Annotated in this window: 12 protein-coding genes; 4 read left to right on the top strand and 8 right to left on the bottom strand. The window is 72.3% G+C overall.

The genetic code is table 11. The features are described 5' to 3' along the window. Positions 1-112 precede the first annotated feature (112 nt). A complete protein-coding gene (locus AB5L52_RS14275; protein ID WP_369364323.1) occupies positions 113-505 on the top strand; it encodes an SCO5389 family protein in 393 nt (130 codons plus the stop codon). A 117-nt stretch (positions 506-622) separates the two neighbouring features. On the opposite strand, the gene AB5L52_RS14270 is transcribed toward AB5L52_RS14275, so the two are convergent. Continuing rightward, a complete protein-coding gene (locus tag AB5L52_RS14270; RefSeq protein ID WP_351029337.1) occupies positions 623-1651 on the bottom strand; it encodes an LLM class flavin-dependent oxidoreductase in 1029 nt (342 codons plus the stop codon). Between the two features lie 226 nt (positions 1652-1877). Here AB5L52_RS14270 and AB5L52_RS14265 point away from each other — a divergent pair, with 226 nt between their 5' ends. Continuing rightward, positions 1878-2210: an ATP/GTP-binding protein gene (locus tag AB5L52_RS14265; protein ID WP_351029339.1), complete on the top strand. Its 333-nt coding sequence runs from the start codon at positions 1878-1880 to the stop codon at positions 2208-2210. A 20-nt stretch (positions 2211-2230) separates the two neighbouring features. On the opposite strand, the gene AB5L52_RS14260 is transcribed toward AB5L52_RS14265, so the two are convergent. The 7 genes from AB5L52_RS14260 to mce all read right to left on the bottom strand — a co-directional run bounded on the left by AB5L52_RS14260 (position 2231) and on the right by mce (position 12189). Continuing rightward, on the bottom strand, positions 2231-3118 hold the full coding sequence (locus AB5L52_RS14260) for an ABC transporter permease subunit (protein WP_351573562.1): 888 nt from the start codon (positions 3116-3118) through the stop codon (positions 2231-2233). Continuing rightward, complete coding sequence (locus tag AB5L52_RS14255) at positions 3115-4461, bottom strand: ABC transporter ATP-binding protein (protein ID WP_369364320.1); 1347 nt, start codon at positions 4459-4461, stop codon at positions 3115-3117. The genes AB5L52_RS14260 and AB5L52_RS14255 overlap by 4 nt, the downstream gene beginning before the upstream one ends. A 131-nt stretch (positions 4462-4592) precedes the next feature. Then, entirely contained in the window at positions 4593-5363 is a 771-nt protein-coding gene (locus AB5L52_RS14250) for an ABC transporter permease (RefSeq protein ID WP_369364318.1), read from the bottom strand. A gap of 3 nt (positions 5364-5366) precedes the next feature. Next, positions 5367-6320 carry an ATP-binding cassette domain-containing protein gene (locus tag AB5L52_RS14245; RefSeq protein ID WP_369364316.1) on the bottom strand — a complete coding sequence of 318 codons (954 nt, stop codon included), beginning with the start codon at positions 6318-6320 and terminating at the stop codon, positions 5367-5369. A gap of 152 nt (positions 6321-6472) precedes the next feature. Further along, positions 6473-7408 carry a cellulose-binding protein gene (locus AB5L52_RS14240; RefSeq protein WP_351029348.1) on the bottom strand — a complete coding sequence of 312 codons (936 nt, stop codon included), beginning with the start codon at positions 7406-7408 and terminating at the stop codon, positions 6473-6475. A 184-nt stretch (positions 7409-7592) separates the two neighbouring features. Further along, positions 7593-11540 (bottom strand): polarized growth protein Scy, encoded by a 3948-nt coding sequence (gene scy / locus AB5L52_RS14235; protein ID WP_369364314.1) that lies wholly within the window; start codon positions 11538-11540, stop codon positions 7593-7595. 208 nt (positions 11541-11748) lie between these two features. Beyond that, positions 11749-12189, bottom strand: a complete 441-nt coding sequence (gene mce / locus AB5L52_RS14230) for a methylmalonyl-CoA epimerase (protein WP_351029352.1) — start codon at positions 12187-12189, stop codon at positions 11749-11751. Between the two features lie 148 nt (positions 12190-12337). Between mce and AB5L52_RS14225 the strand changes: the two genes are divergently transcribed. Both AB5L52_RS14225 and meaB read left to right on the top strand, forming a co-directional pair. After that, a complete protein-coding gene (locus AB5L52_RS14225) occupies positions 12338-13537 on the top strand; it encodes an acetyl-CoA C-acetyltransferase (protein ID WP_351573574.1) in 1200 nt (399 codons plus the stop codon). A gap of 48 nt (positions 13538-13585) precedes the next feature. After that, complete coding sequence (gene meaB, locus AB5L52_RS14220; protein ID WP_351029356.1) at positions 13586-14542, top strand: methylmalonyl Co-A mutase-associated GTPase MeaB; 957 nt, start codon at positions 13586-13588, stop codon at positions 14540-14542. Positions 14543-14581: the final 39 nt, after the last annotated feature.

Below are 14581 nucleotides of genomic sequence, written 5' to 3'. Positions count from 1 at the left end.
GCCTACCGTAGGGAACGGGAGGTCGCCGCCCATGTACTGAGCGTGTTCGAAATCGCGAACTCCCTGACCTGTCCGGCAACCCCTGCTCTTCGGGGGTGCGAGAGGAGAACCCATGTCGCTCGACGTCTCACCGGCCCTACTCGAACAGGCCGAGCGAGGCGAGGTCGACGAAGCAGAATTCGTCGACTGCGTCCGGACCTCCCTGCCCTACGCGTGGGAGATGATCAGCTCCCTGGTGGCCCAGCTGAAGGTCGACGGCGGACCGTTCGCCGACAACCAGACGCCCCCGCCGGACGAGCAGGCACGCGGCCAGCTGCTGCGTGCGCTCGCGAGTGACGCCATCCGCAGCGCCCTGCAGCGGCACTTCGGTGTGCGGCTGGCCTTCCAGAACTGCCACCGGGTGGCGGTGTTCCCGCCGGACTCCTCGGTGGACGAGACACTGGCCCGCTTCACGTCCGTGCGCAGCCAGCTGCTGAACCAGTCGCCGGAATTCCGGGACTGCTGACGCGCTGCCCCGGCACGGCGCAGGCAGTGAGCCGCTCGCTTGCCGCTCCACCCGCGGGAGGTGCATGCACCACTGGGGCGGCAAGCCCCCGAGGCGACAGGGGAGTTGCAGGGGCGCTCAGCGCAGCTGGGGCAGTACCTCGGCGCCGAGGCGCCGCAGGTTCTCCTCCGTCGCCGCGAGGTCGCCCGAGCCCTCCACCAACAGGGCGAACCGGGAGATGCCGGTGCGCTCGGAGGTGGCCGCGAGCCGGTCGGCGGCAAGCCGCGGGGTGCCGACCGGGTGCAGGCCGCAGAGCAGTTCGGTGTAGGCGTGCGGGTCGCGCATGGTGCGCGCCCGGCCGTCGACCGTCACATGCGCCTCCAGGCCCTGCCTCAGCCAGCCCGGCATCGCCTTCAGCAGTGCCTCCGCCGCGTCCGTGCGCCGGTCCGCGAGCTGGCACACGCCGGCCGAGACATGCGCGGCGCCCGCGATCTCCTCGGCCGGCCGGCCGGCCGCGCGGGCGCAGTGCCGCCACAGGGTGACCATCTCGGCCTTCTCCTCGTCCCCGACGTGCATGCCGAGAAGCATCGGCAGCCCGCGCTCGGCGGCCAGCCGTACGCTCGCCGGGGAGGTGCAGGCGACGACGACCTCGGGTCCCGGGGTCTCCGTCAGCGCCTCCGACGGGCGGGGTACGACCGGCACCTCACGGAAGGAGAAGTGCTCGCCGTCGGCCGCCACGGAGGGCTCGCGCAGCCAGCGCAGCAGCAGATCGAGCGACTCCGGGAACCCCTGTTCGTACGCCGCGAGGCCGGTGCCGAACACCTCCAGGTCCACCCAGGGGCCGCCGCGGCCCACGCCGAGCGTGAACCGTCCGCCGCTCGTCAGATGCAGCAGCGCGGCCTGTTCGCCGAGGGCGACCGGGTGGGCGGTGGGCAGCACGCTGACCGCCGTGCCGACGCGGATACGGCGGGTGCGGCCGAGCAGTAACGCGGCCAGGGTGACGGCGGACGGGCATGTGCCGTACGGCACGAAGTGGTGCTCGGCCAGCCATACGGAGTCCAGCCCGGCCTCCTCGGTGACCTCCGCCGAGCGGACCGCGCGGTGCAGGGCCTCCCCCGGGCCCTGGCCCGGGAACTGGGCGCCCAGCACAAAACTTCCTACGTACATCGTGTCTTTTCCTGCTTCCTCGGCTCCGACCCGGAGCTCCCCCACCCGGCATAACCGTCTGACACGTGCCCAGGACACGGCCTGGCGGAGAGATTTGCCGATTGTCTGCAGAATGGCTGGCCCCGGAGGGGGACTTGTGCGGTTTTGGTTCCGTACGAGTACCCCGCTCGGCGGCGCGTAGGCTGGCTGCAGCCCCTGCTTCCTGTATAGCCCCGAGAGGTGTCCCGTGTCCCCGCGTCGCAACCGACCGAAGGCAGCCGGATCGTCGGACCGGAGCCCCGGGGACGACCCGGCCGGCCGGTACGGCGGCTGGCAGTCGACCGAGAGCTGGCAGGGCGAGGAGTGGAGCGTGCGCCATGTCGCCGGGGCGAGCGCGGAGGGCAAGACGTACCGCTGTCCGGGCTGCGACCAGCTGATCCCCTCCGCTGTCCCGCACGTGGTGGCCTGGCCTGAGTTCGCGGGCGTCGACGACCGCCGCCACTGGCACAAGGCGTGCTGGAACGCGAAGGACCGCCGCACCACGCGGGTGCAGCGGTCCCGTAACGCGCCGAAGTTCTAGAGCCGGCCGAACTCCCTGAGCTACACGTCCCGCTTCTGCAGCAGCGCGTAGGCACCGGCGAACGCGGCCGCCGACAGGCCCAGCATGATCCACAGCGGGTCCCAGCCGGTGGGGCCGGAGCGGCTCAGGGAGTTGTCGTAGAAGACGCTCATCTGGCTCGGGATCGAGTACTCCAGCAGCCACTGGCGCACCTTCTCCAGCGACTGCGTGGCCATGAACAGCGCGATCACCAGCGGGGCCAGCACCGCGCCGATCATGATGGTGATGGCGCCCGCCGAGTGCCGGATGATCGAGCCGATGAGCAGCGAGAACAGCCCGAGCAGCGCGATGTAGAGGCTGATCCCGACGGTCGCCTTGAACCATTCGCTGCCGGAGGGGGTCTTGGCACCGCCGACGCCTTCGAGCATGGACGCCTGCAACATGGCCACGAGGCCGGACGTGACCAGGGTGACGACGAAGGCGACGGCGAAGAACACGATCGCCTTGGCGGCGAGCACCCGGGCCCGGCTCGGGCACGCGGTCATCGTCGTACGGATCATGCCGGTGCCGTACTCCGAGGCCGTGGTCAGCACGCCGAGCGTGATGATACACATGCTGCCGAGGAGCAGGCCGAAGAAGCCGAACTGGATCGGGGTCTCGTTCGACAGGCTCTCCGACCCGGAGTGGGCGCTGACCACCGAGGCGAACAGCAGGCCGATGCCGAAGACGAGCACGACGAAGACGCCGAGCGTCCACATCGTCGACCGGACCGACCTGATCTTCGTCCACTCGGAGGCGAGCGCGTGCCCGAGGTGGGTGCGCACGACCGGGATCGGCGAGGTGTAACCGGGGTACGACCCGCCGGGCGCCGCCTGCCAGTCGGGCGCGGGTGCGGGGGCCTGCGGCATCGGGGGCTGGTGGGTGCTCATCGGGCGTCCTCGGGCTTGGTCAGGTCGGCGGGAGCGGGAGCGGGGGCGGGAGCGGCGGCCGGAGCCGGAGCGGCGGCGGGCGCCTGCCGCGGCGCGGGCGGGGCCACGGCGGCCGGGACCGGTGGCTGGGCCTGCGGGGCCTGAGGTGCCGGCTGCGCGTGCGGGGCCTGAGGAGCCCCCTGCGCCTGCTGGGCGTACGGGTTGGGGGCACCGGCGCCCGGGACGCCGGGAGCGCCGTAGCCGCCCGCCTGGGCGCCGTCGTAGGGCCCGGCGGGCGCCCCGGGACCGGGGGCCGGCATCGCGAACGGCTGGCCGCCCTGCTGGGGCGGCGGCGGGGCGTACCAGCCGGGCTGGCCCTGGCCGGGCACCGGCACGGGCGGCTGGGCGCCGGGCGGCAGCGGCTGCTGCAGGCCCGCCCGCTGGTCGACGGTCGAGCGGTAGTCCACCGCGCCCTGCGTCATCCGCATGTACGCCTCCTCCAGCGAGGCCTGGTGCGGGGACAGCTCCCACAGCCGGACGCCCGCCTCGTGCGCGACGTCGCTGATCCGGGGCAGCGGCAGCCCGGTCACCCGCAGTGCGCCGTCCTGCTCCGGCAGCACATGGCCGCCCGCCTCGGCGAGCGCGCTGCCCAGCTTCTCGCGCAGCTGCGGCTCGGTGTCGGGGGTGCGCACGCGCGCGAAGTCGGCGGAGTTGGCCGAAATGAAGTCCTTCACGCTCATGTCGGCGAGCAGCTGGCCGCGTCCGATGACGATGAGGTGGTCGGCGGTCAGCGCCATCTCGCTCATCAGGTGCGAGGAGACGAAGACCGTACGACCCTCGGCCGCGAGCGCCTTCATCAGATTGCGGACCCAGAGGATGCCCTCGGGGTCGAGGCCGTTGACCGGCTCGTCGAACAGCAGTACCTGGGGGTCGCCGAGCAGCGCGGCGGCGATGCCGAGGCGCTGGCCCATGCCGAGCGAGAAGCCCTTGGAGCGCTTCTTGGCCACGTCCTGCAGGCCCACGACCCCGAGCACCTCGTCCACGCGCCGGGCCGGGATGCCCGAGAGCTGGGCGAGGCTCAGCAGGTGGTTGCGGGCGGCACGGCCGCCGTGCACGGCCTTGGCGTCGAGCAGCGCACCGACCTGCCGGGGGGCGTTGGGCAGCCTGCGATAGGGGTAGCCGCCGATCGTCACCGACCCGGACGTCGGGTTGTCCAGCCCGAGGATCATCCGCATCGTCGTCGACTTGCCCGAGCCGTTCGGCCCGAGGAAGCCGGTGACGGCGCCGGGCCGCACCTGGAAGGAAAGGTTGTACACGGCGGTCTTGTCGCCGTAGCGCTTGGTCAGGCCGACAGCCTCGATCATGCTCCGCACCCATCGAAAGGTTCAGGAAAGCGGGGCGCACGCCCCCGTAAGGGTTAGGAGGATATCGGGGCGCTGACGGTTCCGCCCAAAAGAAAGTAAAGTCATATCGCTACGCTGCGTGACGAAGGGGGCTACTGTGCGTCCCTGCGCTGCAGCAGGACGTACCCGCCCGCGAGCGCGCCGAGCACCCACAGCACCATGATCCCGAGCCCGCCCCAGGGCCCGTACGGGACGTCGTCGGCCCTCGGCACCACCTGCATGATCCGGCTGCCCGCCTGGTCCGGCAGGAACCGGCCGATCTTCTTCGTGGCGTCCACCCCGCCGAGGATGCTGGAGATCAGGAAGAAGAACGGCATCAGGACGCCGAGCGACAGCATCGGCGAGCGCAGCATCGCGGCGACGCCCATGGAGAACATCGCGATCAGTGTCATGTACAGCCCGCCGCCGAGCACCGCGCGCAGCACCCCGGGGTCGCCGATCCGTGCCCGGTGGGGGCCGAGCATCGCCTGGCCGAGGAAGAACGCGGCGAAGCTCGTGCACATGCCGACCACCAGCGCGAGCCCGGTGGCCACCGCGATCTTGCTGAACAGGAAGGTGGCGCGCTGCGGTACGGCGGCCAGGGAGACCCGGATCATGCCGGTGCTGTACTCGTTGGAGACGACCAGCACACCGAACACGATCATGGCGAGCTGACCGAGGCTCATGCCCGCGAACGACACATAGGTCGGATCGAACGCCGGCCGGTCCCGCACCGGCATCGAGTCGAGCTGGCTCCGGGACAGCGCGGAGATCAGCATCCCGAGGGCGATGGTGACGACCACGGCCAGCGACAGCGTCCACACCGTGGACGCCACCGACCGGATCTTGGTCCACTCGGACCGGATGACCTGTACGGCCGCCATCCCTCACACCCCCTTCCAGCCGGCGCCCCAGTCCTGCGCGGCGGGCCCGGGCCCGGCGTGCGCGTGGTACTCCACCGACTCCGCCGTCAGCTGCATGAACGCCTCCTCCAGCGAGGCGTGCTGCGGGCTCAGCTCGTGCAGCACGAGCCCGTACCGCGCGGCCAGCTCGCCGATCTGCTCGGCCTTGCCGCCCTCCACCTCCAGCACCCCGCCGCCCGCCTGCACGACGGTGATCCCGCCCTCGTGCAGCACATCGAGCAGCCGCTCGCGCTGCGGGGAGCGGATCCGCACGTACGACCGCGAGTTCTCCCGGATGAAGTCGGGCATGGAGGTGTCCGCGAGCAGCCGCCCCTGCCCGATGACCACCAGGTGATCGGCGGTCAGCGCCATCTCGCTCATCAGGTGACTGGACACGAACACCGTCCGGCCCTGCGCGGCCAGCGATTTCATCAGGTTGCGGATCCAGTGGATGCCCTCCGGGTCGAGCCCGTTCACCGGCTCGTCGAACATCAGGATCCGCGGATCCCCGAGCAGCGCCGCGGCGATCCCCAGCCGCTGCCCCATGCCCAGCGAGAACCCCTTGGCCTTCTTGCGCGCCACCGCGCCGAGCCCGACGGTGTCCAGCACCTCCGCCACCCGGCGCCTGGGGATCCCGTTGCTCTGCGCGAGACACAGCAGGTGGTTGCAGGCGCTGCGCCCGCCGTGCACGTCCTTGGCGTCCAGCAGCGCGCCGATGTACGTCAGCGGGTCCTTCAGCTGCGCGTAGTGCTTGCCGTCGATCCGGACGTCGCCGGCGGTGGGGTGATCGAGCCCGAGGATCATCCGCATGGTCGTGGACTTCCCGGCACCGTTGGGTCCGAGGAATCCGGTCACGATGCCGGGCCGGACGGCGAAGCTGAGCCCGTCGACCGCCACCTTCTCGCCGTACCGCTTGGTCAGCCCCTCCAGCTCGATCATGCGGCCACGCTAAGACGAGCCGAAGCCCCCTGCCACTTGAGGACAGGGGGCTCCACAGCGCGCCCGAAGGGGCGCGGGGCTGAGTCGATATGCGGCTCCGCCGCGTGGGCGCGACCGGCCACAGCCGGCCCGCGGTTACCCACGAACCAACGTCACCGGGTCTGCTGCGCCGGCACCCCACGGGAGATGGGCTCGTCGTCGCCCGGCGTGCCCGCGGCGGCGACCGCCGCGCCGGTCAGCGTGGCGAGCATCTCGCGGACGTTCGTCAGCTGGGCGTTGATGCTGTCGCGGCGGTTGGTGAGGGCCGCCAGCTCGCGCTCGGATTCCGAACGGATGCGGTCCGCCTTGGCATTGGCGTCGGCCACGATGTCCTCGGCCTGGCGCTGGGCCGTCTCCACCGTCTGGCGGGCGCGGCGCTCGGCGTCCGTGCGCAGCTTCTCCGCCTCCAGGCGCAGCTGCTCGGCCCGGTGCTCGATCTCCGCCAGCCGCTTCTCGGCCTTCTGCTGACGCGAGGCCAGGTCGCGCTCGGACTGCTCGCGGCGCTTGGCGAGATTTGTCTCGAAGTCGGCGGCGGCCTGCGCGGCCTTGGCGCGGGTCTCCTCGAAGAGGGCGTCCGCCTCCTCGCGCTTGGACTGCGCGTCCTTCTGCGCCTCGGCACGCAGTCCGGAGGCGTCGGCCTTCGCCTTCTCGACGATCCGGACGCCCTCGTCCTCGGCCTTGGCCTTGCGCTCGGCGGCGTAGGCCTCGGCGTCGTTACGGACCTGCTGAGCCGACGACTCGGCCAGGTCGCGGTGCTGTTCGGCCGCCCGCCGGGCCTCCTCACGCAGCTCCTTGGCCTCTTCCTCGGCCAGGCGCAGGATCTTCTCGACCCGCGCACCGAGACCCGCGTACGACGGCTCGGCGTCGGCGACCTGGGCCTGGGCGTTCTGCGTTTCGAGGTGGAGCTCCTCGATGCGCTTCTCCAGGGCGGTGATGCGGGCGAGAGCGCTGTCACGGTCGGAGACGAGCTTGGAGATACGTTCGTCCACCTGAGCGCGGTCGTACCCACGCCGCACAAGCTCGAAGCCGTAGGGGGAAGTGTCGCTCATGGGGTTCCTGTCGAATGAGACCGGTGAGGTGATAGGGGGAATCCTAGGGGCCGAAGCGGTGTGTCATCGAGCGGATACGTGTTTGATCTGGAGAATGAGACCTCTTTCGGGTGGCGGATGGCCGGGGGGCTTGCCAAAAGAGTCGGGCAAAGCCCCCAGAAGACACCGGAACGTGCCTCTCGCGCTAGCCCTCTGACGACTTGCCACCCGAACGGGGGGCACCCACCGTCGCACCGGCCTTGACTCCGCCGTCCTTGCCGGACGACGGGGCCTCGAAGGACTCCAACGCCTCCAGGACGTCCTGGACACGGGAGATCTCGGCGTTGATGTCCTCACGCCGGCGCACCAGGACCTCCAGCTCGCGCTTGCCCTCCTCGACCGTGCGCCGCGCCTCGCGGATCGCCTCGGCCTTGAGCTCCTCGGCCTCCTTGACCAGGCTGGCCTTCTTCAGCTCGGCCTCCTTGAGCAGCCCCTCCGCCTTCTTGACGGCGGCGATACGCACCTTGCCCGCCTCGGAGTTCGCCTCCGACACCAGCTCCTTGGCCTTCGCCTCCGCCTTCTCCAGCTGCTCCTCGGCGGCCTTGATGAGCGCGTCACAGCGGTCGCCGGTGGACTTCATGGTCTCCGCGGCCTCGCGGCGGGCCCGCTCGTGCAGCTCCTCGATCTCGGTGGTGATGCGGTCGCGCAGCTCCTCCGCCCGCTCCCTTATCGCGGTCGCGTCCCGGCGGGCACCGACCAGCAGCTCGTCGGCGTCCGTGCGGGCCTTCTCCACGAGCGAGTTGCCCTCGACGGTCGCCTCGGAGACGATCCGCTCGGCCTCGCTGCGGGCCACGCCGACCATCGTGTCGGCCTGCGACTCGGCGTCCGCGGTGGTCTTCAGCGCCTGCTGCTGCGCCTCACCGAGCAGCTTGTCCGCCTCGGCCGTGGTCTCGGTGATGAGCGTGTCGACCTGCTCGGCCGCCTCCGAACGCCGCTTGTTGGCGTCCTTGCGGGCCTCGTCCAGGGTGCGCTCGGACTCCTCGCGCGCGGAGCTGACGAGCCGTTCGGCCTCCGCCTCCGCGTCCGCCTTGAGCCGCCTGGCCTCCGCCCGCACCCGCTCGGCGTGCTGCCGGGCCGAGCCGACCGTCTCGGCGGCCTCGGCACGCAGCCGCTCGGCCTCGCCGGTGGCCTCGCCCATGAGCTGCTCGGCGGCCGCCCGGGCCTCCGTGCGCACCCGGTCCGCCTCGGCGAGGGACTCGGTGCGCACCCGCTCGGCCTCGGCCGCGGTCTCCGTCGTGAGCCGCTCGGCCTCGGTCAGCGCCTCCGTGCGCAGCCGGTCGGTCTCCGCGGCCGTCTCGGTGGTGAGCCGCTCGGCCTCGTTACGGGCCTCGGTGATGAGGGTGTCGGCCTGGGTCGCCGCGTCCGAGCGGATGCGGTTGGCGTCCTCGCGGGCGTCCGCCCGGGTGCGGGCCGCCGCCTGGTCGGCCTCGGCGAGCGCGTCCGAGGCCTCCGTGCGCACCCGCTGGGCGTACTCGGACGTGTCCGCGCGCAGCCGCTCGGCCTCCCCGATCGCCTCCGCGACCGTACGCTCGGCCAGCGCCTTGGCGGCCTCCGTCTCCTCATTCGCCTCGCGCCGGATCCGCGCGGCGTCCTCGCTCGCCCGCTCCCGCTCGGCGTAGGCGTCGGTGCGGACCCGGTCCGCCTCCTCCTCGGCCTCCCGCCGCGTACGGTCCGCGGCGTGCTCGGCGGCCGAGCGCAGCCCGGTGATCTCCTCCTGCGCCTGCTCGTGCAGCCCGGCGACGGAGTCCCGTACCTGCTGGGCGTGCTGTTCGGCGGCGGAGACCATCTCGGTGGCGCGCCGGTCGGCCTCCTCGACCAGCCGGACCGCCTCGGCCTGTGCGTCCTCGACCCGCTTGCGGGCGGAGGCCAGCAGCTCCTCGCTCTGCTCGCGGGCCCGCAGCCGCTCCTGGTCGGCCTCTTCGCGGGCGGACCCGAGCGTCTCCTCGGCCTCACGGCGGCGCCGGACGGCCTCCTCCTGGGCGGCGGCCAGCGTCTCGGACGCCTCCGCGCCGAGCCGCTCGGCGGCGGCCTGTGCCTCGGCGCGCACCCGGTCGGCGGTCTCCTGCGCCTCCGCCTTCAGCCGCTCGGCCTCGGCGGCAGCCTCGGAGCGCAGCCGTACGGCGACGGCCTCGCCCTCGGCGCGGGAGGCGGACGCGTCGGACGCGGCCTCGGAGCGCAGCCGTTCGGCCTCGGCCTCGGCCTGTTCCTGGAGGGTGCGGATCCGCTCCGCCGCCTCGGCGCGCAGCCGTTCGCTCTCCTCGCCGGCCTCACGGCGGATCCGGCCGGCGTCCTCGCGGGCCTCGGTCAGCGCCTGTTCGGCCGACTCGAGCCGCTCCTGCGCCTCGGTCTGCAGCCGCGTCAGCTCCTCGGCGGCCTCGGCACGGCGGGCCTCGACGCCGCGCTCGGTCTCCTCGCGCAGTTCACGCGCGGCGGTCTCGGCGTCCGTACGGACCGTCTCGGCCTGCTCGTCGGCCTCGGCGCGCAGCCGCTCGGCTTCCTTGCGGGCGCGGTCCAGGGTCTCCTCGGCCTGCCGGCGCAGGCCGGTGGCCCGCTCGATGGCCTCGGTGCGGACCTTCTCGCTGTCGGTGGTCGCGGTCTGCCGCAGCTCGTCGGCGTCCGCCTTGGCCTTGGCCAGCAGCTCCTCGGCGGACCTGGCCGCCTCCTCGATCTGCGCCACCGCCTCCCGGCGGGCCTCCGCGCGGATCGACTCGCCCTCGGCGACCGCGTCGGCGCGCAGCTGCTCGGCCTCGCCGCGCAGCCGGCGGGCCTCCTCCTGCAGCTCGACCGTCTTGGCGCGGTACTCCTTGGTGTCGTCCTTCGCCGCGCCCTTGAGCTGCTCGGCGATGTCGTGCGCCTCGGCGCGCAGCCGGTCCGCCTCGGCCTCGGCCTCGGTGCGGATCCGCTCGGCTTCCTCGGCCGCGGCCTTGGTGGTGTTCTTGGCCTCCTCCGACGCCTTGTTGAGCACGTCCTCGGCCGTCTTGGCGGCCTTGGACAGCTGGGTCGCGCTCTCCTCGGCGGTGACCGTGCGGGCCTTCTCGGAGGCCTCCGCGACGATCTTCTCGGCCTCGGCCCGCGCGTCGGCGACGAGCTGTTCGGCCTCGCCCCTGGTGGTCTCGGCCTCCTTGGTGGCCTCCTCGACCAGCCGGGCGACCTGCTCCTTCGCCGTGCGCGTGCGGGCCTCGCCCGCGGCCTCGGCGCTCGCCAGCGTCTTGGCGGCGGCCTGCTCGGCCTCGGTGACCAGCTTCTCGGCCTCGGCCTGCGCCTTGCGCAGCGCCTCCTCGGCCGCCGTCATCCGCTCCTCGGCGGCCCGGCTCAGCTCGGCGGACTGCCGGCGGGCCGCGTCCGACTCGCTGGCCGTGCTGGTACGCAGCTGCTCGGCGTGGTCGGTGGCCTCCTGGGCCTGCGTGGACGCCGCGTTCAGCAGGCGCTCGGCGTCCGTGCGGGCGCGGCGCAGGATCTGCTCGGCCTCGGTGCGAGCCGCCTCGGCGTCGTTCTGCAGCCGCTCGCGGGCCTCCCGGGTGAGCCGCTCGGCCTCCGCGCGGGCGGTGGCCATCGCCTGGTCGGCCTCGGCGCGGGACTCGTCGAGGAGCCGGCGGGCCTGCTGCTCGGTGCGGGCGCGCAGCTGCTCCGCCCAGGCCACGTTCTCGTTGACGTGCGACTCGACGGTGGCGCGGCGCTCGGCCAGCTCCTGGTCGAGCTGCTGGCGCCGGGTGACCGCCTCCTGGTGCAGTTCGGCCTGGAGCCGGGCGGCCTGCTCGGCGTGCTCCTGCAGGATCCGCTGCGTCTGCGCGCGGGCCTCCGCGGCCATCCGCTCGGCTTCCTGGCGCAGCTGGTCGGCCTGGATCTGGGCATTGCGGAGCAACTGCTCGGCCTGATAGCCGATGTCACCGCCGTCGAAGGCGGGCCGGGTCATGAGGGTGCGGCGCGCCTCGTGCAGCTTGGCGCGCAGCACCTCGACCTGGTAGCCGAGGTCCTCGGCGTGCTGGATCGCCTTTTCCCGCTCGGTCTTCAGCCGCTTCATCTCGGCCTCGAACCGAGAGAGGTGGTCGACGTCAGCCGCCGGCTCTCGCTCCTGGCTCTCGTAGCCCCGCACTGCGCGGTCCCATCCGTCCCCTGGTCAGCTTCTCCAACGAGCTCCGTCCATCCGCCGAACGGGGCCCCCGGGGAATGGTGTCAGATCAACGGCGGAGCACGGGCTGCTGCCCCGACGCTCGTCCCCCGAAACCCGGACCCCGGCATGCGGTCGTCCCCGGTCCTGAGGGACGACCGCCCCCAACCCTACCGGCCCTTATGTACGGGGGTCAGTGCTCGGGCGACTCAACCGGGGCCGAAGTGACCAGTTCTGTCAGGACGCCGTGGCAGTCCTTGGGGTGCAGGAAGGTGATCCGCGACCCCATGGAACCGCGCCGGGGCTCGTCGTACAGCACGCGTACGCCCTTGCCGCGGATCTCCTCGGAGTCGGTGTCGACATCGGCCGTGCCGAAGGCGATGTGGTGGACGCCCTCGCCGTTCTTGGCCAGCCACTTGCCGACCGCGGAGTCCTCGCGGGTCGGCTCCAGCAGCTGGAGGTAGGAGGCGCCGCCGTCCGAGGTCTCGTTGATCTTGAGCATGGCCTCGCGCACGCCCTGCTCCTCGTTGACCTCGGTGTGGAACACCTCGAAGCCGTACGTCGCCTTGTAGAACTCGACGGTCGCGTCGAGGTCGTGGCAGGCGATCCCGATGTGGTCGATTCGCGTCAGCATGGATTCAGTGCAGCGCGCCGCGCATGGTTACGCAACGTGCGCGCGATCACACCGACGGCCCGGTGACGGCACGGAGTGCCATCAGTACATTCGAAGTAAACCCTCGTTCACTCCTCGGCTGTGCAGGCCGGTAAGGGGATCGCAGCTCATGCCTTCTGGAACGACCAGCTCCGTGATCGTCGCGGGCGCTCGCACGCCCATGGGACGACTTCTCGGCTCCCTCAAGTCCTTCTCCGGGGCCGACCTGGGCGGCTTCGCGATCAAGGCCGCCCTCGACCGTGCGGGGATCGGCGGCGACCAGGTGCAGTACGTGATCATGGGCCAGGTGCTGCAGGCCGGCGCCGGTCAGATCCCGGCCCGCCAGGCCGCCGTCAAGGCCGGCATCCCGATGAACGTCCCGGCGCTCACCGTCAACAAGGTGTGTCTCTCCGGCCTCGACGCCATCGCCCTGGCCGACCAGCTGATCCGCGCCGGCGAGTTCGACATCGTCGTGGCCGGCGGCCAGGAGTCCATGACCAACGCCCCGCACCTGCTGCCGAAGTCCCGCGAGGGCTTCAAGTACGGCGCCGTGGAGATGCTCGACGCGATGGCCCACGACGGCCTGACCGACTCCTTCGAGGGCATCGCCATGGGCGAGTCCACCGAGAAGCACAACACCCGCCTCGGCATCGGCCGCCCCGAGCAGGACGAGATCGCCGCCCTGTCCCACCAGCGGGCCGCCGCCGCGCAGAAGAACGGCCTGTTCGAGGCCGAGATCACCCCGGTGGAGATCCCGCAGCGCAAGGGCGACCCGGTCCTGTTCAGCAAGGACGAGGGCATCCGCGGCGACACCACGGTGGAGTCCCTCGGCAAGCTCCGCCCGGCCTTCTCCCGCGAGGGCACGATCACCGCCGGCACCTCCTCGCAGATCTCCGACGGTGCGGCCGCCGTGGTCGTGATGAGCAAGGCCAAGGCCGAGGAGCTCGGCCTGACCTGGCTCGCCGAGATCGGCGCGCACGGCAATGTGGCCGGCCCGGACAACTCCCTGCAGTCCCAGCCGTCCAACGCCATACTGCACGCCCTGAAGAAGGACGGCCTGGAGGTCTCCGACCTCGACCTCATCGAGATCAACGAGGCCTTCGCCGCGGTCGCCGTGCAGTCAATGAAGGACCTCGGCGTGTCCACGGAAAGGGTGAACGTCAACGGCGGCGCGATCGCGCTGGGCCACCCGATCGGCATGTCCGGCGCCCGTCTCGTGCTCCACTTGGCGCTCGAACTCAAGCGCCGCGGCGGCGGTGTCGGCGCGGCCGCGCTGTGCGGCGGTGGCGGCCAGGGCGACGCGCTCATCGTGCGGGTGCCGAAGGCCTGAGTGTTCCCTCGTCGATCTGTACGTTGCTGAAGTGAACGGAGTTGTCGGATGCAGGACGTCTCCTCTCTGGTGGCCGGGGCCAGGGAAGGCCGGCCGCGGGCCGTGGCCCGGCTGATCTCCCTGGTGGAGGGGGCGTCCCCGCAGCTCAGGGAGGTCATGGCGGCCCTGGCCCCGCTGACCGGCAACGCCTATGTGGTCGGTCTCACGGGCTCCCCGGGCGTCGGCAAGTCGACCTCCACCTCGGCGCTCGTGACTGCCTATCGCAAACAGGGAAAGCGGGTCGGCGTCCTGGCCGTCGACCCGTCCTCCCCGTTCTCCGGCGGCGCCCTGCTCGGCGACCGGGTGCGGATGTCGGAGCACGCGTCGGACCCCGGGGTCTACATCCGCTCGATGGCCACCCGCGGCCACCTGGGCGGCCTCGCCTGGGCGGCCCCGCAGGCGATCCGGGTCCTCGACGCGGCAGGCTGCGACGTGATCCTGGTCGAGACGGTGGGCGTCGGCCAGTCGGAGGTGGAGATCGCCTCCCAGGCGGACACGTCGGTGGTCCTGCTGGCCCCGGGCATGGGCGACGGCATCCAGGCGGCGAAGGCGGGCATCCTGGAGATCGGCGACGTGTACGTCGTCAACAAGGCCGACCGGGACGGCGCCGACGCCACGGCCCGCGAGCTGAACCACATGCTGGGCCTCGGCGAGTCCCGCGGCCCCGGCGACTGGCGCCCGCCGATCGTGAAGACCGTCGCGGCCCGCGCCGAGGGCATCGACGAGGTCGTGGAGGCCCTGGAGAAGCACCGCGCCTGGATGGAGGAGCGCGGTGTGCTCGCCGAGCGCCGCAGGGCCCGCGCGGCCCGCGAGGTGGAGACCATCGCCGTCACGGCGCTGCGCGAGCGCATCGGCGACCTGCACGGCGACCGCCGCCTGAGCGCCCTCGCGGAGCGGATCGTCGCGGGCGAACTGGACCCGTACCGCGCGGCGGACGAACTGGTGGCGGGCCTGACGCAGAGCTGAGTTCCCTCAACCGGGCGATCTCGGTGCTAGATTGACGAG

This window comes from Streptomyces sp. CG4 (assembly GCF_041080655.1).
In the GTDB taxonomy this organism is placed as follows: domain Bacteria; phylum Actinomycetota; class Actinomycetes; order Streptomycetales; family Streptomycetaceae; genus Streptomyces.
This window is presented reverse-complemented; position numbering and strand designations above follow the sequence as displayed.

Excerpts from the sequence above, each read along its gene's own strand:
- AB5L52_RS14250 (WP_369364318.1), bottom strand. The coding sequence starts at position 5,363 with ATGGCGGCCGTACAGGTCATCCGGTCCGAGTGGACCAAGATCCGGTCG.
- AB5L52_RS14270 (WP_351029337.1), bottom strand. The coding sequence starts at position 1,651 with ATGTACGTAGGAAGTTTTGTGCTGGGCGCCCAGTTCCCGGGCCAGGGC.
- AB5L52_RS14225 (WP_351573574.1), top strand. The coding sequence starts at position 12,338 with ATGCCTTCTGGAACGACCAGCTCCGTGATCGTCGCGGGCGCTCGCACG.
- AB5L52_RS14245 (WP_369364316.1), bottom strand. The coding sequence starts at position 6,320 with ATGATCGAGCTGGAGGGGCTGACCAAGCGGTACGGCGAGAAGGTGGCG.
- mce (WP_351029352.1), bottom strand. The coding sequence starts at position 12,189 with ATGCTGACGCGAATCGACCACATCGGGATCGCCTGCCACGACCTCGAC.
- AB5L52_RS14240 (WP_351029348.1), bottom strand. The coding sequence starts at position 7,408 with ATGAGCGACACTTCCCCCTACGGCTTCGAGCTTGTGCGGCGTGGGTAC.
- AB5L52_RS14275 (WP_369364323.1), top strand. The coding sequence starts at position 113 with ATGTCGCTCGACGTCTCACCGGCCCTACTCGAACAGGCCGAGCGAGGC.
- AB5L52_RS14255 (WP_369364320.1), bottom strand. The coding sequence starts at position 4,461 with ATGATCGAGGCTGTCGGCCTGACCAAGCGCTACGGCGACAAGACCGCC.
- AB5L52_RS14260 (WP_351573562.1), bottom strand. The coding sequence starts at position 3,118 with ATGAGCACCCACCAGCCCCCGATGCCGCAGGCCCCCGCACCCGCGCCC.
- meaB (WP_351029356.1), top strand. The coding sequence starts at position 13,586 with ATGCAGGACGTCTCCTCTCTGGTGGCCGGGGCCAGGGAAGGCCGGCCG.